The sequence below is a fragment of the Marinicella rhabdoformis genome, assembly GCF_009671245.1.
GTDB lineage: Bacteria > Pseudomonadota > Gammaproteobacteria > Xanthomonadales > Marinicellaceae > Marinicella > Marinicella rhabdoformis.
Genome location: NZ_VTFS01000003.1, coordinates 443792 through 468214, shown reverse-complemented (window position 1 = coordinate 468214; position 24423 = coordinate 443792). Strand labels below are relative to the sequence as shown.

Here is a 24423-nt window from a genome sequence, read left to right as displayed (position 1 = left end):
AGTGCAAGAAATAGACAAACTGGCATGGATTTACATCAAGAACAATCAATTCCTCAGCGCCCGCTCTAAGGGCAAAGACACCTACTATATTCCGGGTGGTAAACGCGAAGCGGATGAAAGTGATCACCAAGCATTGACCCGTGAGATCAAAGAGGAGTTGACGGTAGATTTAACACCTGAAAGCATCAAGTACCTCGGTACTTTTGTTGCTCAAGCCCACGGCATGCCCGAAGGTTTGCAAGTGAAAATGACTTGTTATGAAGCCGATTACTCAGGCGAAGTGAAAGCCGATTCTGAAATTGAAGAAGTGGTTTGGTTCAATCATAAAGACAAACACAAGAGCTCACTCGTAGATCAAATTATCATTGATTGAATACAGCCTGTTCTAGTAGCTTGTGTGCCTGTGCCAGCTGGCGGTCCCAGTGATTTAAGTTAATTTAATTTAAGTTAATTTAGGTTGTTGTAAATTTCACTGACTACGCCAGCTTAGTTTAAGTCCCAGTCAAGTCAACAATAAACCGTCATTCCAGCCGAGCCTGAGGCGAGTGCCGGAATCTCATCTTTAGGTTTGAAATCAACAAGCTTACCTGATAAACCGAATCCAGCGCCATAAATTCAGCATGTCGGCCATGGCGCCAGCGACATAAGTCATGGCACAAGCGCGGAGGATTTGTCGGACTTTGGGTAATTGTTCTTCAGTGATGTAGCCTTCTTCGAGTATCGGCATGGCTTTGTTGAAACTGGCATCAAATTCCTCTGGCAGCACGGCCACATACATCAAAACAGAAACCACCATGGTAATGACACCAATCACAATGGTTAACAAGGTCAAGTGGGGAAGCCTGAAAACCAAGCCAAGGATAGGTGAGGCCATCAAAAACATCATGCCATAATGTTTTATTGCATGTGCTTTGGACAAATATTTTTCACGCAGTCGGCTGACTGGTTCTTGTTTATAAAATTGAATCGCATGGCCGACTTCATGCGCAGCCACTGCCACGGCAGTCAAAGATTGTCCATCGTGTACTTCTGGACTGAGGCAAACGACTTTGTTTTTTGGATCATAATAATCTTCATCAACTTTACCTTTAATAACTTCAACGCCATCAAGTTCAAAACGTTCGATTAAATGCAAGGCCAATTCGCTGCCAGTACCATCCAGCGATTCGATGTGTTTTTGGTGTTTGCGCAGCACATGTTTGACCCAAAGGTTGGGGCCAAAAACAATCAGCAAGATTAAAACAATCAAGAACGGCATAGGGGTGATGTTACAAAGACACACCCAAGTGGTCAAGCAGTATTGAATTCATTATGGAACAAGGCATTTTGAGTGTTTTAAATGTTCAATGAAGGTGAATATACAAGCAGCAGCCCAGCAAAGACAGACGCCGTCACGGCTTCAAACTTACTGTTATCAAAAGGGAGGCCAATTTCCGCCGGCTTTCTGGCCACCCGCATCACCAGCCAGATCACCACATTGTTCATCACATCAGTCAAAGAATGCACCGCATCACTCAAAAAAACATCTCACTATATTGCATTTTAAAAACTATTAATTATGATGTACTTTTAAAAAAATCAACCTCACATGCTTAAGCCAATAGTTTCAATTATCTTTTTATTTATCTCATTCTCATTATCAGCTTCATTTACCATCAAAGATACACTGGATAATCCTCCATTAAATTATAAATCGCCGCCTTCTTTGTTGCCTGAAACTGTCACAGATAAAGACTTGCCTGTAGTATCAAATGGAGTGACGTCTGAATTGAGTAAAGAGGTTCTCCATGAATTTTTACCAACTCCAGAAGGCATTGGTCGTGGAGAAAATATTGGCCTGAGGGCAGATGTTGATAATGACACCATGATTTTAGGTGTAAAAAACTATGCTGTCATTTATGAAATGGAACAAGGTGACTGGGTGGAAAAACACATCCTACGCCCTCCTTATGAATATGAAGAGTTGTTTGGGAAATTTGTTGCCATTCAAGGAGATATTGCTGTGGTTGGGGCGCCGGATGGTCATGGAAATGATTATCAGTCAGGTGTGGTTTATGTCTTCAGAAAAAATAATGATGAATGGAGCCTACAGCAAGTGATAACCGCCAATCAGGGTCAATCAATTGAAGATTTTGGTTCCAGCTTGGCAGTGAATAATGGTCAAATTTTTGTTGGAGACTATAAAAGTGATATAGAGGCTAATAATTCTGGCGCGGTCTTTGTATTTGAAGAGGTGGAAGGCAATTGGCAGCAAACACAAAAACTGGATTTTGATATTGGTGGTCAACTGATTAACGTTTATTTTGGTAAGTCCTTAGATGTCAATGATGATTATGTTGTCGTAGGGGCTACCAGGTACAATAATTCCACCGGCAGTGTATTTGTTTTCAAAAAAGAAAATGGTTTATGGGTTCAAAGCCAGTCTATTTTGGCCAGTGATGCTGCAATGTCAGGAACATTTGGTAGAGAGGTTGTCATACAAGGAGATGATTTGATTGTTTCTGCGTTAATGCACAATGAGGACTCTAATGGGAAATTGTATTTTTTTGAAATAGAAAATGACCTTTGGACAGAACAATCCACTTATGAATCTTCAAGTCAGCAGTGGGAAGAATTGTTAGGTACCACAATGAGTCTTCAGGATGGTGTATTGGTTGCTGGTGCTTATGGCAATGATGATGGTGGAGATGAAAAAGGTGCTGCATATGTTTTCGAAAAAGACCTTTCAGGTTGGCAATTCAAACAGAAAATATACATGCCTGGATTTGAGTACCCGTATTTTGGTTACACGGTTCTGGCTCATGAAAATGAAATTTTAGTGGCGAACGGATACACGCGAGTTTATACATTTAAACAACAGAATAACGTTTGGGTAGATGACAAAAGGATTGATTTGAATCCGGGCTCATATGAACAGTTTTTTGGTAGAGAGCTTGATATAGATAACAATGTGGCGGCTTTTGCGGCGACGGATTTCAGTGAAGTTGATGGTGAAGATGTTTACCAACCCAACTTATATGTTTTTGAGAAAGATCAGAATGATAATTGGTCACTGTCATTTAAGCAAACATATGATGAACCCGGGTTTTTCTTTGGAAGGGTTTTAGATGTTCAGGACAATGTTGTGGTTTATTTTAATGATTCACAATTAGTCAAATGGGAAAAAGGGAATAATGGCTGGGTCAGTTCACAGGGCATAGACTTGCCTTTCTTGGAACATGAACAAGGTCAAACCAACACAACCGTTTTGACTGTGATAAAAAAAGTTCTTCACACTGAACATGGCATCATCACATTGTCTCGGGATGAGATTAACAAGCGAGTTTTAATACATCAAATAGTTTTTGATGACAACCAGACTGTTATCAGTGAAATATTAAACTTTGAAACAGGCTTAAATTCTTATTCGAAAAGCATGGCTTATATTGATGGTTTGCTTTATTTGCAAAATGTAACTTCAGGGAACAACCCCCAAAGTTATGTGAGTGTTATGGCTTATGATGGCAATGGGTGGGTAGAGCAATCTGCGATTCACAGTCCGCTGGCGAATGATGGCCAGAATTTTGGCTCGGCTTTTTCTGCAAGTAAAAACCTTTTGGCTATTGGTGCTGCAAACAACCAGAGAAATCAACAAGGACATACGCTTTCCAATGGGGAAGTTCACATGTATAAACGTGATGACAATAACGACTGGGTATTTGAAGAAACCATAACAACAACATTCCCTAATGGTCTTGAATATTTTGGCTATGATTTGTATTTGAATGATGAAACTTTGGTTGTCAGTGCCAGGAGTCAATCTGGAAATTTCAATAAATTGATGGAATTTGAATACATTAACGGGTGGCAGTTCAGTGGATATTTAGAATCAGAATATGGCCAAGACGATGAATTTGGCAGGGCTTTTCAAGGCATTGATAATCAATTATTGATTGGCATACCAGAAGCCGGTTTTCATGGCCTCAACTCGGGTAGGGCAACGTTATATCAGCTGAATGAAACATACACTGTATCTGGCAGTATCTCCAATTTATTGCCCCAAAATTCTTTGAAACTGAAGCTTAATGACAGGGAAGTGATTTCGGTGAATGGTGGTTTTACTTTTGATATGCAGTTACCTGAAAATCACAACTACAATGTAGAAATCATTGGCAATGGGTATCCCTTCAATCAATCGTGCCAAGTAAACCTAGGTTCAGGGGTCGTGCAGCAAGAAAACATCAGTGACATAGAAATTGTCTGTGATGATTTTGTCGATTTAATTTTTCAGGACGCTTTTGAAAATCCCTGATTGTTATTCAAACGGTTCTACATGAATCGAAATGTCTACCACATTAAAGGCTTTCATGATGCTGTTTTCTACCTCGTCAGCAATGTCATGAGAGTCTTTGGTCGAAATTTCTGCATCGACCGCTATCACCAAATCCACGGCTTTAACCGAGCCAATCCAACGTGAACGCACTTGTCTGACTTCTTCAACACCTTCAATTTTTGCGGCGGCTTGAGTCAATAAATCAGGGTCAATGGCGAAGCCGTCAACCAAAATCGGCACGGCTTTTTGAAACAAACCAAAAGCAATGTACAAAACCAATGCCGCCACACCGAACGCGCAAAGCTTGTCCAGCCACAAATAACCCATCGCCGACAGCTGCCAACTGACAATCACCAAAACGGTGGTCAAGGCATCTGACAAGGTGTGTTGCGCATCGGCCAATAAAATATCTGAATCAAGCCTCTTAGCCCATTGACGTTCCCAAAAAGAAATACCTAAGTTCAGCACCAGAACCAAGACCATCAATGCCAAGCCCCAAGGCTCGCTGACCACGGCTTTTGTTTCTGAGCGAAAAGCCATCAGCATCAGCTCTACAGCCAAAACCACCAGCAAAGATGCCAAAGCAAACACTGCCATGGTTTCAAACTTTCTGTGGCCATAAGGGTGGTCAATATCTGCCGGCTTTCTGGCCACCCGCATCACCAGCCAAATCACCACATTGTTCATCACATCGGTCAAAGAATGCACTGCATCACCCAATATGGCCAAAGACCCGGTGGCAAAACCCACCACGGCTTTGAGCAGCAAAACCACCACATTATAAAAGCCTTCAATCAGAATGATCTGTTGAACCTTGTGGTCTTTTTCCTGCGCAGTGAATTCATCTTTTTTCATGACGGTATTCTAATACAAGTTGGATTGTCAGGGTAGTGAGACCAACTTCATAATTTAGAATTAATGATATACTCACTATAGTATGTTTACTATAAAACTAAGGAGAATTATCAAATGAATCGAAACATCATTCGCCATGGTTTCATTATCATGCTGTTATCGATGGTAACGGGGATGCTAATCCCTTCATTAGAAATCCCAAGGTTAGGGCTTTCTGCACATACTGTAGGGATTTTAAGCGGCATTCTGTTACTTGTTTTGGGTGCAATTTGGCACCAATTTGACCTGTCTCAAAAGAAAGTAAAAACAATGTATTGGTGTTGGCTTTTTTCAAGCTATTTTAATTGGTTGGCATGTCTTTTGGGCGCGATCATGGGGGCAGGAAAAGCCACGCCAATTGCAGCTGCAGGTTATGTAGGAGAGAACATAACAGAATTGGTGGTGCTGTTGATGTTTTTATCAGTCGCACTGACATCATTAATCGCAGTAATTTTAGCCATTTTGGGCTTAAAATCAGGTGCGATGGGTGATGGTTAGCCAAATATAATCGATTCTGGGGTAGCATAAAATTTGGTTCGAGATATACATTGCTGCAAAACTAAAGAAGAGGGCCTCGTTGTAACAATTCTGTTTAATTTAATTTCTGGTTTTACATTTAACTCACTGATAGACTGACTCCATGCAGAATTTAATCATTATTGTCTCGGGTTTGTTGCTTTGCACGGCCTTGATAGATCGTTTTTCGGGTTTGCCGCGCAACATCACTTTGTTGTTCATTGCACAGCCTTTGGTGATGGCTGCTGCGCCTTTGTTGGTGTTTATTGGTGGCATCATATCTTCACAAATGGCACCTGATCCGAGTTTGGTGACCTTGCCTTTGGGCTTGATGGTGGCGGGCGTGGCGTCAGCGACCATTCCCGCGGCATTGTTGGCCAAGCGTTGGGGCAGAAGGAAAGCGGTGATGTTTGGTTTTTCTGGCAGTGTTTTGGGGCATTTATTGGCGGCTTTTGCTGTAATGTTGGGGCATTTCTGGTTGTTTTGTTTGGCTGGGTTTTTGTTAGGTAATGCCGGGGCTTTTGGGCAACAATTGCGCTTTGCTGCTATGGAAAGTTTAGACTCGCCGAAATTAATCCCCCGCGCCATTTCTGTTTTGATGTTCACGGGCATCTTTGCGGCTTTGATTGGCCCTGAAGTGGGTTTATTATCAAGTGGCTGGATTGATTCTCATGACGGTGGTGCCAGCTATGCCGGTGCTTTTGTGGCATTGGCGGGATTATCATTCGTCGCTATTTTGATTGTCAGTTTTTTTAAGGACCCACTGATGTCAACAGATCCAATAGAGCAAAAGGTCAGGCCACTATCAACCATCATCATGCAGCCGGTTTTTATCATTGCCATGATGGCAGCAGCTTTGGGTTTTGGTCTGATGAGTTTCATCATGACGGCCACACCTTTGAGTATGCACAGCCTGCATGGTCACAGTTTAGAGCACACCAAGTGGGTGATACAGTCACATGTGTCTGCGATGTACTTGCCTTCTTTGTTGACCATATGGCTGGGTCAAAAAATTCCGATAAAATACTTCTTGATGGTCGGGACATTGATGTTTGTCGCAGTGCTTGTCATAGCGGGTCAAGGCCATGAATTGGTGCATTATTGGTGGGCTTTGATTGTTTTGGGTGTGGGTTGGAATTTCCTCTTTTTCTCAGGTACGACCTTGCTTCCCAGAAGTTACCACGAGGCAGAAAAACACAAGGTCCAAGCCATCAATGACTTCAGTGTCTTTGCTTTCCAAGGTGCGTCGTCCTTGCTTGCCGGTTGGGTGGTTTTTCAATTTGGCTGGGATGGTATCTTGATGGCCAGCATGCCATTTGTTGCTGTTATGGTTTTGTTGTCTCTGGCTTCTTTGTTTGTATTACGTAAATGATGATGCAATGACACGAAAGTGGTTGGTTAGGCTGATGTTGATGATGACTGTGTTTGGATTTTATACAGTTATGGTCGTTGCTTGTCAGAGTTTAGAAGCCCCGGCATTTAAAAAACACAAACCCAAAGCCATAAGTTATGCGCTGATTGAAGTCAGCGAGATTGAGCCTGGAAGTATGAAAACTGTTATTTTACGAGGTTTTCCGGTCGGTATTTACCGAAGAACACAAAGTGAAATATTAAAGCTGAACAGGCATCAATTCTTGGTTTATGATCAATTGAGTCAAAAACAACATGAAAACCAGCCAACGGAGTCGTGGCAAAAAGCACTGCATAAATGGAAAGTGCCAGACACAGATTGGCACAACCCGAAATTAAGGTCACACGATGAGGCATATTTTGTCTTTTTTGCTTTGAGTCCGATAAGTGGGTGCTCGATAATAAAACGATCAGCAGAAAATTATGACGCGAAACAGCAAGCCATAACAACCGTGAATGAATTTTATGACCCATGTACAAACCTCGGGTACGATAATGCCGGTCGTGTGTTTTATAACAGCATTGATGCCAAGCAACACCTCTTTGTCCCTCCTTATCAAATTACAGCAAGAAGTAAGCTAGAAATAAACTTGGCAGAATAAGGCTGCTTGATCTGTAAATAAGCTTTGTTTTTTTAATTGTAGAAGAATGTTTGTGATTGCATTAAAAAATATAATCCTTTAATATATTTATTGTGTGTGATTCATTTTTAACCAAATTAGGGGTTTGTTATGCATGCACGGTTTTTATTGTTTTCGGTTCTTTTCTTTTTACACTTTTCTGCTACTTCTCAAGCCCAACCTTCCAAGAGTTTGCCCGAAAACCCGCAAGATTGGGTGTGTTCAAAACCCGATGAATTAAAAACTAAAAAAGCCAGTAAATCGTGGTGTGAGGCTAACCAACCTACTGATGATGCTTTGAATTGGCGTGAAGAAGTTGAATTCTTACTTGAGCCAGGACAACTGACCAATTTGAAAAAGAAGAATGCTTTTGATTTCGTACTCAGGGACTTTCTCAGATCTCGCAGCTATGACCACAAGCTGAATTGGGCTCACGATAAAGAGTGGCGATTAACAGGGCCTTATGTGGGGCCGATTGGAAAAGGTGAAAGTTACGGCGTACATCCTGCTGTACGAGTTTATTATTCACCTGAAGTGGTGGCATGGATGTGTTCAGGTCGCGAGGGTGATTTGCCTTTTGGTTCCATGATCATCAAAGAAATGGCCAATATTGATGAAAATTTGGGTGTGGAAAAACCTGATAACTGCATGCAAATCAAACAGGATGACAAGCGCCTACCAAGCTCATGGACTGTGATGTACCGGACCGATACCACACACGATGGTTGGTATTGGGCCAATCCCACCATGACTGGTGATGGAAACCCGCCAGTTGTTGATAAATCTGCATTCACTGATAAAAAAGACATTCCTAAATCGCCGCCTAAATCAACCATTGAAAGGAATGGCAATTGGTACCCAACAGGCTATGTCTTCAGTGACAAAGAACATGTTAATACGATTGTCTATCCTTACAATTTATATGGAGCCGCCTGCTTAAACTGTCATGCAACGGCGGAAAGTGAGCTGACTTTTTCGTCATTGGAAAACCTTGTTTCAGAAGGCCTGCGCTATAACTGGTATCCGGCTGATACAAAAAAACTGAATACAAATTTACGAGAAAGCCTGCACAGCCAAACCTTAGATGATGCTAAAAAAGAAAAGCAAACTGCATCACCTTTTTCACAACCCTTGCCAGAAATTAATGCCAAGTTCTCAGATTACTACGGCGACCTGGGCGTCAATGATTTTGATAAAGCTTGGCCATTGCGCCTGCCTGCCGAAACCTTTGATCATCAGCTGTCACACAAAGACAATTTGAGCCAATACCTGACGTCAGATCAATGTATCAACTGCCACGATGCCACCTATTCGAACTCAGCCGAAGCCAATATGCAGATAGACAAAGCAGACAGTGACCAGAAAATCAACGTCTCACCCTATGGTGAATGGCGAGTTTCGCCCATGGGCTTGGCAGGTCGTGACCCTATTTTCTTTTCTCAGTTACAAAGCGAAACCAACAACTTGCCCGATGCAAAAAAATGCATCGAAAATACCTGTCTGCATTGTCATGGTGTGATGGGCCAGAGGCAATTGGCTCTAGACACACCCGCTTCTGATGAATGCAAAGACTTGTTCCCGATAGCACCACCTGAAGGCGTGCCTTTTGGAAAACCATTTGCCAAGTCTATGGTGATGGACTGGCAGAACGACTTACAAAACGACTCGCTACAACAAGACTCGTTACAACACAATCCGCCCAATAATTATGATGGCAGGCACGATGCAAAATACGGCGCCTTGGCGCGTGATGGCATTTCATGCATGGTTTGTCATCAAATCAGTGAAGATGGTTTGGGCACAGAAGCGGGCTACACCGGAAACTTTGTGGCCAATAAACCCGGCACAGTGGTGGGACCATATGCTTCAGATGAAGTGGTGACAAAGCCAATGCAAAACGCGCTTAACATCACGCCAGAATACGGTAAACAAATCAACAACTCAGACATGTGCGGTTCTTGCCATAACATCTTGCTGCCGACATTCAACAACTACGGTAAAAAACACCCGCACACAGCGCCAGATGGCCAAGTGGTCTATGCCACATACGAACAAACCACGCACCTTGAATGGGTCAACTCAGACTTCTCGAAAAAAGACAGCTTCGAAAGCTGTCAGGATTGTCACATGCCGACAGACTTCAAAGTCGGCGACACCCACAATGAACTCAAAGGCATGAAAATAGCCAACATAGAATCCAGTGATTTCGCACCGACCACACACCGCTTGCCTGATGAAGACATCACGTTGACACCACGAGATACCTTTGCCCGCCATTCATTGCACGGTTTGAACGTCTTCTTGAACGAAATGTTCCAGCAGTTCCCCATGCTCTTGGGTCTGCGCCAAATGGACTATATGGTCAACAGCAACGTACAACCCGCACTCATCACCGGCCGTGATTCCATGATAGAAATGGCCACCAATCAAACCGCCAAAGTACACATCAAAGACATGGCATGGAAGGACAATACGATTAGTTTAAACGTAGAAATCGAAAACCTCACAGGCCACTTTTTGCCTTCAGGTGTGGGTTTCAGGCGTGTTTTTATTGAAACTGTGGCACATGGAAAGTCAGGCGAAATCCTCTGGGCATCTGGTCGAAGCAATGACTTAGGCGTGATTTTAGAAGGTACAAGTAAAATACCCTTGGCAACCGAAAAAGGCGGTGCCAATCAAACCCAATACCAGCCGCATTACCAAGTGATTAAGCAACAAGACCAAGTGCAAATCTACCAAGAAATCATCCAAGATTCAGCAGGCCACAACACCACCTCATTCCTGCGCCGCGCCACCGACAAAAAAGACAACCGCATCCGTGGCAAAGGCTTTGATAAACAGTTCTACCTCGACAGCAAATCACCCTACATTCAAATGCTCGGTGTGCTGCTCGGCGAAGCGGCCAAAGACCCAGACTACAGCGACAAAACCAAAACCGGCAGCGATCGACTCAATTACCAAATGACCCTGACAGCGGAACAAAAAGCAGACTTCAGCCACGTCACCGTCAAACTCTACAACCAGTCCATACCGCCTGCGTACCTACAAGACCGCTTCAGCGACGCCACCATCGGTCCTGCGGAAAAAGACGACATTGGGCGCCTGTTCTACCTGACCAGTCACCTCAACACCGAAACAAAAACAGCCGATGGAAACCAACCCATTAAAAACTGGCGTTTTTATATTGATGGTGCTTGTGTGGGTTTGGGTGGCAAACCTTGTTCATATTGGGATAGTTTCTAATATGATGAATGAAATAAAAAAAGTTGTTTTAGCCTCTATAGAGACAGGAGAAGTTTTATCAATAATGGCGGTTCATTAATTGTTAATTTCTAGGCTGATGATTTCCTCGTTTGAAATCTTATGCATGAGTAAATATACAAATTGGCGGGGTACAGTATAATTAATTCATCATTTTAAAAATAGGTGAGTCATGAAAGCCGTAGACAATAGAGACAAATCAATACACATTCCCCAAGAAGCCTTTGATTGGTATGACCAATACGCGCATGGTGGTATGGATCGACGGACATTCATGAAAAAGTTGGGGACATTGACTGCTTTGGGTTTTTCCCTGCCTTTTTTGACCAGTGCTTTGTTACCCAACTATGCTTTGGCCGAGCAGGTTTCGTTCAATGACGAGGATATTCTTGCCACTTATGAACAGTTTGATTCGCCTGAAGGCCATGGCAAGGGGCAAGGTTATTTGGTCAAACCAACAACAGATCAAAAATCTTATCCTGTGGTTTTGGTGATTCACGAGAATCGAGGTTTGAATCCCTACGTCAAAGACGTGGCAAGGCGCTTGGCGAAGGCTGGATTTTTGGCTTTTGCTCCAGATGCTTTATTTCCTGTCGGTGGTTATCCGGGCAATGACGATGAAGGACGTACACTGCAAAGGGGATTGGACCGGGCCAAAATCCAAAACGATTTTGTGGCGGCAGCTCGGTATTTGAAATCACATGAACTGAGCAATGGCAAATTGGGTGCCGTTGGTTTTTGTTTCGGTGGTTATATGGTCAATTACTTGGCCGCTGTGGACAGTGATTTATTGTCAGCCGGTGTGCCATTCTACGGAACACCGGCCAGTAAAGAACTGCGCAAGAACATCAAAGCACCGTTGATGATTCAATTGGGCGCACTCGATGAGCGAGTTAATGCCTCTTGGCCTGAGTATGAATCTGACCTCAAAGCCAACCAAGTGGACTACCAAATGTTCATGTATGAAAATGCCCATCACGGCTTTCACAATGATTCGACCAGCCGTTACAACAAAGAACAAGCTGATTTGGCTTGGCAGCGAACGGTGGAATTTTTTGCCCAAAATTTAAAATAAAACCCAAAGGCCAATCATGATTAAAAAACTCAAACTTTACCATTATCCCGCCACTCGAAGTGCTCGAGTTCGATGGGCTTTATATGAAACTGTGGGTGATGATTTTGAAACAGAAATCGTGGAATTGTACAAAGGTGATCAGTACCGCGAATCATACCAAAAGAAAAATCCAAACCGCAATGTGCCGATGCTAGAAATCACCATGGATAATGGTGAAGTGATGCACATGCTTGAAAGTGCTGCGATGGTTGAATGGTTGGCCGATGCATTCCCTGGAAAACGCTTGGCTCCTAAACCTGGATTATTTTTGGCACGTGCAGACTACCTTCAAATGCTGCATTTCGCTTCCACCTGGATGGACATGATGTTGTGGCAGGTGCGGATTCATGAACATGTGTTGCCCACGGCTGAAACTGATGCCAGAACGATAGCACGCTATCGCAACAAAATGCGCACAGAGGTTGAGCCACAATTAGCGGCGAGATTGGATAAAACACCTTACATCTGTGGTGAAAGCTTTTCGGCTGCTGATATCATCATTGGTCATAACGTTACTTGGGCACGTGGTTATCAAATGTGTCAAAGTGAAGTGTTTAGAGGTTACTTGTCGCGAATTTCAAAACGTCCCGCGTTTCAAAAAGCTTTTGCAGATGCCAAAGCGTTTAATCCAGAACTACCCAACAGGGATCACCCTGCTGGACAGTTTTCTGGGTGATAAATAACTGAATCAACTAATGGTATATCTAAGGTACGTTATTTGAATGTCAGCAGCTAATCAGTGATAAAACTCGATGGATTTTGAAATATTAACTTGATTCGTGGGGGATTATCCCAATTTAGCTATTAACAAAATTCTCCGTCAATTGCATGCCTTATTCATTTTTCGTCTTAGGCAATATAGTTATAATGGCGGCCATCAATTAATTTGCAAAAGGACATTCCATTGAATTCAATCACGACAATTTTTGATTCAATCAAAAAATTACTCAAAAGCCTGCCTCAAGATTGGCTGAAGCTGACCACGCACAGACTTGATATTTACAATGAATCTGAGGCGAAGTCAGAATTTTTACATGAATTGAAAGCTTTGATTTCTCAGGGAAAAGTCAATGCTGAAAGCTTGGCTGAGTTACCCACGGCTTATGACTACATTCGCTTGGGTCACCAGTTATCGAGTGTGTTGGAGTGGGTTTTGGCTGAGATTAATCAAGTGCCTGAGGCGCAGGTGATAGCCTTTGCTTCAAAAACCATGCCTATTCTGGCGGTTTTACGAAAGCAAGCGATCAAGAAACAACCCACCTACATTTATTATGATGGCAATCAGTCTCCACTCATTGATGAAACAAGATTAAAAAATATTTATGGCTATCAGTATGAGTTAATTAAAGTGGCGTCTCAAAATGAAGTGCCAGCCCATGAAAATGCTTTTGTTGTTTTTGTTACTGAAAAACCCATGGATGAGAACCTCAGCGTATACTCGAATATCAATGCGACAGTGAATTTACACCAGTCTTATGGTGCTTATATGGTGGTTCACCAAGGTTCAACTGTGGCTGAGATAGTGTCTGAGATAGTGGCTGAAACTGTGGCTGCTGTTCAACATGTCAGGCGCCGTGAGTCGATCGCGATGTCACCTTTGAATTGTTTCAATGTGCTGAAAGAAATGGTGGGTTTTGAAGCAAAAACGCCACGGTTGGCCAGTGAAGCTGAAACCACAATTGCTCAAGACATGGTGGCACAATGTATCCGTGACAACACCGGCAGTGAATCCACACCTTTGGTGGCATCAAGTGGTTTGTCGATTCAATACGCCATTTTGATGGGTTTGGTTGAAGCAGCCATGTCCGAACATCCTGATAAACCGATCAAAATCATCCTACCGCCCAATTGTTATGGTGGCACCAATGACCAATCACGGCGTGTGGCTGATTTGATTCCACAAGTCGGTATTGTTGATTTATTGGTCGATGGTGGTGCCGATTTGGTTAATAGTTTAGAAACGGCTTTGGCTTCGGTCGCAGCAGATGATGGTGTGCCAATTGTGCTGGCAGAAATCCCAACCAACCCGCGCGTAGAAGTGCCAGACATGGTTCTGTTGGGCCAGAGCCTGAGCAAGAAACGTCAAAATGCCGTTGGAGAAGCCGCTGTAGAGCCAACTTTCATGGTAGACCAAACCTTCTGCCCCAATGTGAAGTTGTTGCATGATGAAAGTGAGTTGGTGAATGTGAAAACCATATCATTTTCCAGTGGTTCAAAATTCCCCAGTGGCGGACGTTGTATCGCGGGATATTGTGCTGCTAATCAAGCTGCCGATGCCTTGATGCCTATAATCGCATCGCATTTGTCTTTGTCAGATAACCAGGCAGATACCAATCAGCTGAACATCTTGGCCGAAACCATGCCTTCGATGCCAGAGCGCATTGTTGAAGCATACAAAAAGACCCATGAATTTGTCAGCCGCATCAAAGCCTTATTGCCCGAATCAAAAATGTTTTATGTCACCGATGAAATTGCCGAAAGGGGTTTTATGCCCTCGGTCTTTTCATTGGATCTGCCTGTTAAGGGCGCTTCAGTTGAAGAAAAACAAGCCAAGCAAATTGAATTGAATAAAAAGTTCATTCAATTCATGATTGAACAACACCCAGAATCTTGCAAAAACTGCGTCAGCTACGGCCAACTCAAAGGCAGTTATTGGACCATTCCCGCCACTTCTACCCAAGGCACCACAAAAGAAGACGACAAAGACTACGTTGTCCGAGCCTCATTGGCCCCTGATGTCAATGTGGATATGTTAATGGCATCTTTTGAAGTATTTTGTCGTAATGAAGGATTGGCTTCAATTTTGTGAGTATTGAACATAAGAAGTTGGCTTGATGTTCATGTTTATAGTAAAGAGTTGGTATGCGCTGGCTATTACAAATAAAAAACCCTCTGTAACTATAGAGGGTTTATGATTGAAAACTAAAGCCGTCATTACTGTTGTTGAGGTTTTGGTTCACACAAAAGCGATCCGTCAAATCCGTTTCTGAACAAAAAATCCCCTGCTGTGTCGTATTCACATGTGAGTTCTATTGAAATCACATCATCACCCGAAACCATTCCATTGGCTTGACTCAGCATACATTCACCAATGGGGGATTGGGGTTGTGACAAAATTGTTGCTGAATAGGATGATAAATCATCAAGTGATGTAGTGAACACAAAGGGTCCATTACATGTAATGACTGTGTCGTCTTGCATGTTATTTTGTAAAACCACCGTGCTGTTGTTAAATAACCCACTGACCTGACCACCGATAAAATAAGTGTCTGTTGTACAAACGACATTGACAAAGACGTCTGAGCCATTGATGACTCCAATGGGGTTGCTTATAGTGCAAGTTTGGTTGGGGGAATTGGGTTGGGTTAATACAGAAACTTCGTAGTTTGTTTCATCAGATAATTTGGTGGCAAAAGTAAAAGCGCCGTTGGAATCCAGAAATAAGTCGTCAGTTCCATTGTTTTGTATCACAATACTGTTTTCGAAGGCCAGACCAGTGATTTGTCCAGTCACTTTGTATTGTGGGTCTAAGTTGAAAACATAAGCTGAACCTGAGTCTATATTGTTTCCAATATTTAAACTAGAACCAACCAAAACTCGGTCAAGGTTCATGCTGACGGCAATGCCAAAACTATCTCCATTCGCTCCATCATTGGGGGTAAATTTATTGGTTTGATTCCAAATTCCCTGGTCGAGTTCAAACAAATAAGCTGCACCAACCCCATTGTTAATCAAATTGGACGCACCGATGATGATTTTATCACCATACGCAGCTACAGAGGCACCAAATATATTTCCTGGAGCTGCATCATTAGCCGATAATTTTGTGGGTTGAGACCACATGCCTTCATTGTAGTCAAAGACGTAGGCTGAACCAGATCCGTTCCCCGTTTCATCGTCATATCTGGCTCCAATAACGGCCCTGTTATTTGAAAGCACCACAGAATTGCCAAATTGATCGCCTTCTGTGCCATCGTCTGCAATTAATTTACTGGTTTGAGACCAAAGGGCTCCATCAAAATCAAAAATATATGCTGCACCAGTTTTTGTTCCATTCACTGAATTTTCTGTTGCGCCTATCAATGCCTTGTCATAGCCAAGGCTCAAAGAAAAACCGAATCGGTCGTTTGCCAAACCATCAGTTGCTGTTAGTTTACTGCTTTGAATCCAATTGTTATTGATGAAATCAAAGACGTAAGCAGATCCTGTATTGATTCCATTAACTCTACCACTCTGGGCACCAACCAAAGCCCTGTCCCCTTGGAGGCTGACTGACCAGCCAAAATATTCTGTAGAAGTGGCGTCATTTACAAATAATTTGCTGGTTTGAACCCAGTCACCATCTATTAACTCAAAAACATAAGCTGAGCCAGTACTTATGTTATTGTTTTGGTTAAAATAAGCACCTATCAGAGCCCTGTCTCCAGAAAGGCTCACAGAATACCCGAAACGATCAAATTCACCTCCATCAGTTGGTATCAGCTGAGTGGTTTGAATCCAATCATCGTTAACCAGCTCAAAAACATATGCGGAACCAGATAAGTTTCCACTTTCATCAGCTAGTTTTGCACCAATCAATGCACGTGTGCCTTCTATGGAAACACTGCTGCCGAAATGATCGGCAGAATTGCCTAAAATAGGTATTAATTTAGCTTCTTGAACTGCAGCTTTTAAAGATGCCCAATTCTTATCACTGACACTTGATGGTCGTTGTTGATCAAAAGGAAAGCTTTTGTCAGCATATGCGGTCACTTGAATGCTAGAGATAAGCAATACAAAGAGTAGTTTGATTTTATTGAAGTGTGTCAATTTTCTGGCCCTCTATTTTATTATTTTGGCCAGTATACTGAATAAAACCAATAAAAAAAGCGCTTGTGTTGCCGGTAATCAATAAAGTCTGTTTTATTGAGCTTTAATAGAATGCTAGCCCACCATTTTCTTCACCAAGTTCATGACATTGGATTTGATGACAAAGCGGCCGTAGCTGAGGCTGATGATGACCAAGACGATAAACAACACCAAGCTGGCTTGTAGTGCCAATGCCCATGGGAAAGTGAAGGGCAGGGCGAACCATTGGGTGGTGATCAAATACGAGGCCAACCACGCCAACGAGCCACCGGCGACAAAAGCCAACAAACCCAACAGCACAAACTCAATCACATTGATGGCGTAGAGGTCTTTACTTTGCATGCCCATGAGGCGGAAGTAGGCGCTGTCTTTGAGCCGATCTTGAGAGGTCGATACCAGCGAAGTGGCAAATATCATCAGGCCAGCGACAATACTCAAACCGGTAAATATTTGTATCAATTGCGTCAACTGGTCAACAAAGCCTTTCAGTTGTTTGGCAATACTGGCGCCATCCAATGTGGTGATGCCGGGTAATGCTTTGGCAATCGCCGTTTGTAATTCAGGTACACGATCGGCAGGTACTTGTGCTGTGGCGAACTGAATTTGTGGCGCATTTTTCATCACTTCTGCTTGAAAAATAAAGTAGAAAAACGGGCTGGGTCCACGCTGGTGCCGTTCTCGTACACTGGCGATTTTGACGGTTTTCTTTATGCCTTGGATGTTGAAGGTGATTTGGTCATTCAAGCCAACTTGCAGGAATTCAGCAAACGAATTCAATATGGAAATTGGTGTAACGTCATTGTCTAAACCTTCGAACAAACTGTTATCTACCAGACTGTCGGTGAGCTTTTCTGTCGGCAGCACTTCATCGGCATAACTGAGGTTAAACACGCGCATCAAATTATCATAGCGGCCCAGCTTTTCCACCAGTTCTTCCACTGCCACACCGTTAACTGATTCGATTCTGGCACGAATCACAGGATAATAAGTCAATGAATCACCAATCACGGCCTCACCAATCAATTCATCCAATGTGTCATGTTGGTCGCTTTGTACATCAAGCAGAAACATGTTGGGCGATTCTTCAGGGTAGGTGTTAACCAGTTGCTGTTCAATGGTGTGATCCAGAGCGGCAATGCTGCCCATGACCATCACTGCCATCGATAAGGTGGTGAAAAACAACATCGAATGGTTGCCTTTGCGGAAAATGTTTTGAACCGAAAGCTTCATCAGCCAGTGGTTAATCCAACCTTTGTTAACCAAAGATTTGAGTGCTTTGAGCATGGCCAAACTGAACAGCCAAAAAACCAAAGCTATGGCAATCAAACCACCAGTGACTTGTAAGCCCTGCCACCAAGAAGCCAGCTCCAAGGACAACAACAAATACAAACAAGTCAAAGCCACCAACAGCCAAGTTTTAGAAAATGACCAATTGGCTGCTTCGCTTTCTTGGGCATGTAAAACGGCCACAGGTTTAATCTGAGTTAAAGACTGAATGGTGCTGTGGGTCATCAAAAAGGTCAAACCCAAAGCAATCACTGACACTTTTAAAACACTTAAAGGTGACAGGCTTAAAGTCACTTGCGCAGGAATGATGGCTGCGAACACATCATAACCAAAATACAACACTGCCATGCTGAGCAGTGATGCCATTACCACAGCAACCACTGTCATCATTAACAACAGGCTGTAATAGGAGTTTTTCAATTGTTTCATCGGTTCGCCGAGGGCACGGCGAATGGCGTTGGTTTGCTGCTGTCTGTTGACGAAGGCTTTGACTACGCTCATCAGACCGACACCTGAAAGCACGATGACCGCTACCACCAGTAGCTTCAAAAAGTTGAGGAAGTTATTACTCAATAATGAAATGCTGGTATTGGCGTCATCTGCTGTGGAGACTCTGACTTTGGTATTCTCGGTCAGCGTTTTGAATGTGGCAACCAATTCTGGAATTGTAGTTGGATCGGCTTTGATTTCTGCCCTGAACGTGACGCGACTTTTTTGTCCCATCAAGCCTGTGTCAGCCAAGTCATTGTTGCTCATCATGACACGTGCACCAAAGCCAAATGCGGTCAATGGGCGGTCTGGTTCTTCAATGATTTCATCGGCAATGGTGAATGAAGATTCGCCAATTTGCAGCGCATCACCAATGGACAATTCCAAACCAGTCAGCACTTGACGTTCGACCAAAACAGAACCGGGCGTTAATGTTTCTGTGACGTTTTTGCCTTTGGATAACAACAAATTACCATACAGCGGGTAACTGTCATCGACCGATTTGATGCGCACCAATAAAGAAGCATCACCGGCATATGCCATGGCGTTGAACTGGTGGTCGATGACCAGGTTTTCATCGTTAATGGTGCTTAGCTGTGCTTCGATGTCTTCGGTAAACGGTGCATTCGACTGAACAATCACATCACCACCGACCATGGCTTTTTGGTTGCCAATAATATATTCATCGACTGCCGTTTGTAATGAATCCAATGTTAAATAAGCGCCCAAAGACACCAACAAACTGAAGCAAAAGAGTATCGGGTAAATCCCATGACCAAACCATTCACGCCAGACAACAAGACGGCTTAAATTGGCTCCATTTAATTGACCCGCAATGTCATTGTTTTTTTGATTCATGCGAGTTGACCATCTTTAATGGTGATGGTGCGGTCGGCCATGGCAGCCAAAGCCGGATCATGAGTGACAATGATCAAAGCGGTGCTCGATGCTTGTTGCAAATTGAGTAACAATTGCATCACTTGTTTGGCATTTTTCTCATCCAAGTTACCGGTAGGTTCGTCAGCAAATAAAATTTTGGGTGAAGCAACCAAAGCACGAGCAATGGCGGTGCGTTGTTTCTCGCCGCCTGATAATTGGTTCGGCATGCTGTCTGAACGGTGTGATAATTCGACAGCATTGATTAATTCTTCGACTCTGTCTGGATTTGGGTTTCTTGCAATGCTGAGAGGAAAAGCGATATTCTCAGCCACTGACAAGGTTGGAATCAGGTGGAATGATTGGAACACAAAGCCGATATCTGATTGCCTTTTAACTGCCAAATCTTCTTCGCTTAATTTCGATAAATCATCGCCATTCAGCACCACATGACCTGAAGAGGTTTGATCAAGGCCGGCCAAAATGCTTAATAAGGTTGATTTACCCGAACCTGATTTACCCATGATGGCAACAAACTCTCCATCAGCAATTGATAATGAAATGTCTTTCAGTATGTCTAATTGGCGATTTTCAATTTTGAATGATTTGTGGATGTTGTGTGCTGTAAGAACAGCGTTTTTAGTATTTGACATGGGCTTTATTTTTTATTTTTGAGCCTTTGCAGTGGCTTCAAGCAAAGGCAGTAATTTTGGTAAAATGTTTTGTTCAACAATCACAGCATAGCCTTCAGTTGTTGGGTGGATGCCGTCGGCTTGATTTAATTTTGAATCACCTGCTACACCATCTAAAAAGAAAGGCATCAGTGGTACTTCGTATTGTGCCGCAAGGCGTGTGTAAATCGCGTTGAATTCTGTGACGTATTTTTTGCCTAAGTTGTCATAAATTTGCATGCCGCCGAGAATTACTTTTGAGCCGCTCGCTTGTAGCTTTTCTATGATCTCAGCGATGTTTTGTTCCATCAGGTCAGTCGGCAAGCCGCGCATGGCATCATTGGCACCAATCGTTAAAATGGTGATGTCAGGACTGGTTTGTAATACCCAGTCAATTCGCGCCTTAAGACCTGAAGAAGTTTCCCCGCTCAAGCCTGAATTAACCACTTTGATGTTTTTATGGCCTTTTTGCTTTAATTTTTGTTCAAGCAATGCAGGGTAGTTCTGATCCTTGGCAACCCCCAAACCTTCGGTCAAGGAATCACCCAAAGCCAAAATGGTGATGGCATTTTGTTTCACTTCCGATTTTGTTGTTTGATTTTCTAGTTCAATCGCGGCCTTTTCACCGCAAGCAAGCAACAAAAAGAAGCTTAGGTAGGTCGTTAATTTCACAGTTTTTTGTAATACGAATTTCATTTGATACATCATGGCGTTGATTTTAACGCAAACCATAGGCCATTTGTCCTGTTGTTGTTTAACCTGTTAGCTGAATTGACTTGTTTCTTGTTCATCTGGTTTTTACACTTCCAAATGTAGGTACATTAAGCGCGACAGGCTCAGTGGGCTTTGGTGGTGTTAAATTTATACAGTGAAATAAGTTGGCAGAGCTTGTCGAAGCCTGTTTGTGGGATGTTATTTTTGTAATAGGAGGGCTCAGTTATCTTTTTTAAGTGGAAGGAGCGCCAATTTGGCAAGGACCGCAGGGATGCTTTACAATAGCGACTTTGATTTGGGTGTAAAGCCTTGCGGTATCGAAACACAAAGCCTGGTGATCATGGGTCTGCCAGCAAAATAGGAATCCTTTTGGTTAATTTGGGCACGCCAGATGCACCAGAAGCAGGCGCATTGCGTCGTTATTTAAAACCATTTTTATCTGACCCTCGGGTGGTTGAGCCGACTATGCCGCGCTGGATTTGGTGGTTGATACTCAATGGTGTGATTTTAAATGTGCGTCCCAGTAAGTCAGCGAAAGCTTACCAAACCGTTTGGGATCACTATGGTGAAGGCACCGGTTCACCATTGCTACATGTCAGTCAACTACAACATCAAGCCATTTCGGATGCTTTAGATTCAGATCATTATGCCTGTGCATTGGCCATGAGTTATGGTAATCCGTCAATCCAAAAGGCGATGCTGGAATTAAAAGATCAAAACATCAGTCAATTATTGGTACTGCCATTGTATCCTCAATATTCTGCCACCACCACTGGGGCAGTGTTTGATGCGGTGACCAAAGAATTACAGACGTGGCGACAGTTGCCTGAATTGCGGTTCGTTAATCAGTACCATGATGATCCCTTGTATATTGATGCTTTGAAACAGTCGGTTTTAAAACATTGGGAGATAAACGGCCAAGCAGATCAACTGATTATGTCTTTTCATGGTATTCCACAAAGGTATTTAAACAATGGTGATCCGTATTTTTGCCATTGTCACAAAACGGGTCGCTTATTGGCTGAGACATTGGGCTTGTCTAAAGAACAATACCAAGTCACTTTCCAATCGATTTTTGGTCGAGAACCTTGGTTACAGCCCTATACCAACGAAACACTTAAAGCCTTGCCTGGCAAAGGAATAAAAAATGTTCAATTGATTTGTCCGGGGTTTTCAGCCGATTGTTTGGAAACCTTAGAAGAGATTTCCGTTGAAAATCGTGAATATTTCGAAGAAGCCGGTGGTAAGGAATACAGCTACATCCCTGCTTTGAATGACAACCAAGTCCACATCAAAACTTTGTTGTCAGTGATTGAAAAACACACGGTTAATTGGAAGCCTGTGTCTCCAAATCACAAGGCTTACCAACACATTAAATTAAAATAAGACCCAGTCATTCTCCTATATGTATGACTTTGTCTGTTGTCAGTGCTTGGTTCCTTAAAGGCGTGATCATTTCCCAGTCAATTTGATAGTTGGATTTGAGCATCGAGCCTTCTGGTGGGGTTGGCCAATTTTTGGTGTCGACATGATTTAACCAGTTCATGGTGTTTTTGTAAAAGGGTGCCCTTTGCTCAGTGTTGCCTATAAAGTCAAATGAAACCAAATGCTCAGACAAAACTTGGAGTTCTGGATGTTCGTTTTGGGTGGCACTTAAGATTTGGTTGAGGCTTTTGTATGAGAATCGCCTGATGGCTGGGTAATTATCTTGTAAACCCAGTAACAAATGGGGCAATAAAAACAATCTGTTTTTAGCACTTAATGACTCAAAATGGTGCCCCATTTGGTATGCCGCTACAGCGCGTTGTACTGGATCTCCAGAGTGTAATTCAACCAAACTTTGTATCATGTGGTGCGGCTGGTACGGCGCGGACTTTTGATCCCAAAATGCTTGGGTTTCATTGATGAGCCAGTCGTCTGTTTTGTTGAGGTGACAGGCAACACAGGCGTTGGGTTTGCTGATCGACAATTCGTTTTCAGTTTGTGGAGACTCTATGCGGTGGTTGCGATGAAAGGTCATGATGCCGTAGCTCATTTTTGGCATGTGACAGTCATAACATAAACTGCCAGGACTGTCTGGTTTGTGGCCGGTATGAGGTGATGGGTCTGTAACCAAGTCTAGGTGGCAGCTGGCACAAGCTTGGTTGGTCCTGTTTTCTGGTTCAATCATGCCTTTGACATCGCCACCATGCATGGTGTGGCAACTTTGGCAGGTAAATGTTGGGTCTTGTGTGCAAGCAGATTGTACGATGCCTTGGTACTCATAGGCGGTCAGTCGGGCTGTGCCATCGGCCCAAAAACGTGATTTAAATAGGTCGTGTTGTTGGGTGTCAACTTGGCTGTCTTGCCACACTGGGTTAACATGTGTTTCCAGGTCATCACCCGGCCTGAATGTAGGGCCTTCTTCCATCCAAACTTTGGCCAATGCCAAGGTTTCAGGTGTTCTTTGACCATGACATTGTCCACAGATGGACAGTGAGGCTTGTTGGTCTACGTGATTTGGGTTCACCACCGATGGATCTCGGGCGTCAGTTAACCCTAAATAATATTTTCTCATGATTTGGGAGCTGAGTTCACTGTGTGTGGCCGCTGGTGAATGACATGATTCACAACCAATCCCCAGTTCGGTGACTTCAGATTGAAATAATGCGTCTATGGAAACATCAACGGCCTCCCCGGATCGACTGCGGTTTGCCAGTTCGTTATAGTTACTCATGCCAGGTGTGATGCCCGTGTTGTGACAAAAGATACAGTTTTGATTCCAAATGCCGGTGTGTGCAGAAAAAGATTGTTGATCGGATCCAAGGAATGCACCATTTAAATGAATCCACCTTTGGTCTTCAATGTGCCATAACAATTCCAAGCGGTAATAATTACCTTGAGTGGCTTCTGTTTGCGCCATATATTGTTGATATCTTCTTGACCCTACTGTCCTGACTATTTCTACTTCACTGAGAAATGCGCCTGTCGTTCCATCATGGTAGGCAAAGTAGTAACGGTTATTGCGTTTGATGGGTTTGATTGTATAGCCCCAATAGGTTTGCGGCTTTCCGTTGAAGTCACCCAGCACAGTTTCTGGACTGGTTTCCTGAGTCATTGTTCGATGGTAAGTTCGATGCCAGCTGTCATACCTGTCTTGGTGGCAGTCTTGACAAGTATCGGAACCAGTGTAATCACCCTGGTGAAAGTCTACTTTTTGGTCAACAGCTTTACCTGTGACGTGCCAAGCATAGAATGTAGCGGTTGCTAACATGATAAGTGCCAAGAATGGCAACAGCTTTTTAAGCATAAGTTAAGTTGGAGATCCAAGGGTGGCTTTTATTTTAACCAAAAAAAAGCCCTCGTTAAAGGGCTAATAAGGGGGTTGGTATCTGGCCGCTGACCAGAAATAGTATTGCAATTATGCTTGGT

General features: G+C 43.2%; 18 protein-coding genes. 10 read left to right on the top strand and 8 right to left on the bottom strand.

Translation table 11 applies throughout. From position 1 onward, the window contains the following. Position 1 precedes the first annotated feature (1 nt). Positions 2-373 (top strand): NUDIX domain-containing protein, encoded by a 372-nt coding sequence (locus FET73_RS09850; protein WP_179952212.1) that lies wholly within the window; start codon positions 2-4, stop codon positions 371-373. A 210-nt stretch (positions 374-583) separates the two neighbouring features. Here the strand turns inward: FET73_RS09850 and FET73_RS09845 are convergent, their stop codons facing one another. After that, a complete protein-coding gene (locus FET73_RS09845; RefSeq protein WP_246172716.1) occupies positions 584-1294 on the bottom strand; it encodes a zinc metallopeptidase in 711 nt (236 codons plus the stop codon). A 41-nt stretch (positions 1295-1335) separates the two neighbouring features. Further along, a complete protein-coding gene (locus FET73_RS09840) occupies positions 1336-1518 on the bottom strand; it encodes a cation efflux transmembrane domain-containing protein (protein WP_154223770.1) in 183 nt (60 codons plus the stop codon). 70 nt (positions 1519-1588) lie between these two features. Between FET73_RS09840 and FET73_RS09835 the strand changes: the two genes are divergently transcribed. Then, entirely contained in the window at positions 1589-4291 is a 2703-nt protein-coding gene (locus FET73_RS09835) for an FG-GAP repeat protein (protein ID WP_154223769.1), read from the top strand. Positions 4292-4294: 3 nt separating this feature from the next. Here FET73_RS09835 and FET73_RS09830 read toward each other — a convergent pair whose 3' ends face one another. Further along, entirely contained in the window at positions 4295-5167 is an 873-nt protein-coding gene (locus FET73_RS09830) for a cation diffusion facilitator family transporter (RefSeq protein WP_154223768.1), read from the bottom strand. A gap of 114 nt (positions 5168-5281) precedes the next feature. On the opposite strand from FET73_RS09830, the gene FET73_RS09825 reads away from it, so the two are divergent. From FET73_RS09825 to FET73_RS09795, 7 genes are all read left to right on the top strand, one after another. Beyond that, positions 5282-5704 carry a styrene oxide isomerase gene (locus tag FET73_RS09825; protein ID WP_154223767.1) on the top strand — a complete coding sequence of 141 codons (423 nt, stop codon included), beginning with the start codon at positions 5282-5284 and terminating at the stop codon, positions 5702-5704. Positions 5705-5846: 142 nt separating this feature from the next. Continuing rightward, entirely contained in the window at positions 5847-7094 is a 1248-nt protein-coding gene (locus tag FET73_RS09820; RefSeq protein WP_154223766.1) for an MFS transporter, read from the top strand. 7 nt (positions 7095-7101) lie between these two features. After that, positions 7102-7734, top strand: a complete 633-nt coding sequence (locus tag FET73_RS09815; protein WP_154223765.1) for a Rieske (2Fe-2S) protein — start codon at positions 7102-7104, stop codon at positions 7732-7734. A gap of 129 nt (positions 7735-7863) precedes the next feature. Continuing rightward, positions 7864-10995, top strand: coding sequence for a hypothetical protein (locus FET73_RS09810; protein WP_154223764.1), 3132 nt, complete (start codon positions 7864-7866; stop codon positions 10993-10995). Between the two features lie 190 nt (positions 10996-11185). Continuing rightward, positions 11186-12088: a dienelactone hydrolase family protein gene (locus FET73_RS09805; RefSeq protein ID WP_154223763.1), complete on the top strand. Its 903-nt coding sequence runs from the start codon at positions 11186-11188 to the stop codon at positions 12086-12088. Positions 12089-12104: 16 nt separating this feature from the next. Then, positions 12105-12803, top strand: coding sequence for a glutathione S-transferase family protein (locus FET73_RS09800; RefSeq protein ID WP_154223762.1), 699 nt, complete (start codon positions 12105-12107; stop codon positions 12801-12803). Between the two features lie 228 nt (positions 12804-13031). After that, positions 13032-14936 (top strand): PLP-dependent aminotransferase family protein, encoded by a 1905-nt coding sequence (locus FET73_RS09795; protein WP_154223761.1) that lies wholly within the window; start codon positions 13032-13034, stop codon positions 14934-14936. 125 nt (positions 14937-15061) lie between these two features. On the opposite strand, the gene FET73_RS09790 is transcribed toward FET73_RS09795, so the two are convergent. From FET73_RS09790 to FET73_RS09775, 4 genes are all read right to left on the bottom strand, one after another. Continuing rightward, on the bottom strand, positions 15062-16936 hold the full coding sequence (locus tag FET73_RS09790; protein WP_154223760.1) for an FG-GAP repeat protein: 1875 nt from the start codon (positions 16934-16936) through the stop codon (positions 15062-15064). A gap of 114 nt (positions 16937-17050) precedes the next feature. Next, entirely contained in the window at positions 17051-19609 is a 2559-nt protein-coding gene (locus tag FET73_RS09785) for an ABC transporter permease (protein WP_154223759.1), read from the bottom strand. Continuing rightward, a complete protein-coding gene (locus FET73_RS09780) occupies positions 19606-20280 on the bottom strand; it encodes an ABC transporter ATP-binding protein (RefSeq protein WP_154223758.1) in 675 nt (224 codons plus the stop codon). The genes FET73_RS09785 and FET73_RS09780 overlap by 4 nt, the downstream gene beginning before the upstream one ends. A gap of 12 nt (positions 20281-20292) precedes the next feature. Continuing rightward, entirely contained in the window at positions 20293-21030 is a 738-nt protein-coding gene (locus FET73_RS09775; RefSeq protein ID WP_218944309.1) for an arylesterase, read from the bottom strand. Between the two features lie 291 nt (positions 21031-21321). Here FET73_RS09775 and hemH point away from each other — a divergent pair, with 291 nt between their 5' ends. After that, on the top strand, positions 21322-22398 hold the full coding sequence (hemH, locus tag FET73_RS09770) for a ferrochelatase (RefSeq protein WP_154223757.1): 1077 nt from the start codon (positions 21322-21324) through the stop codon (positions 22396-22398). 7 nt (positions 22399-22405) lie between these two features. On the opposite strand, the gene FET73_RS09765 is transcribed toward hemH, so the two are convergent. After that, a complete protein-coding gene (locus FET73_RS09765) occupies positions 22406-24265 on the bottom strand; it encodes an ammonia-forming cytochrome c nitrite reductase subunit c552 (protein ID WP_179952211.1) in 1860 nt (619 codons plus the stop codon). Positions 24266-24423: the final 158 nt, after the last annotated feature.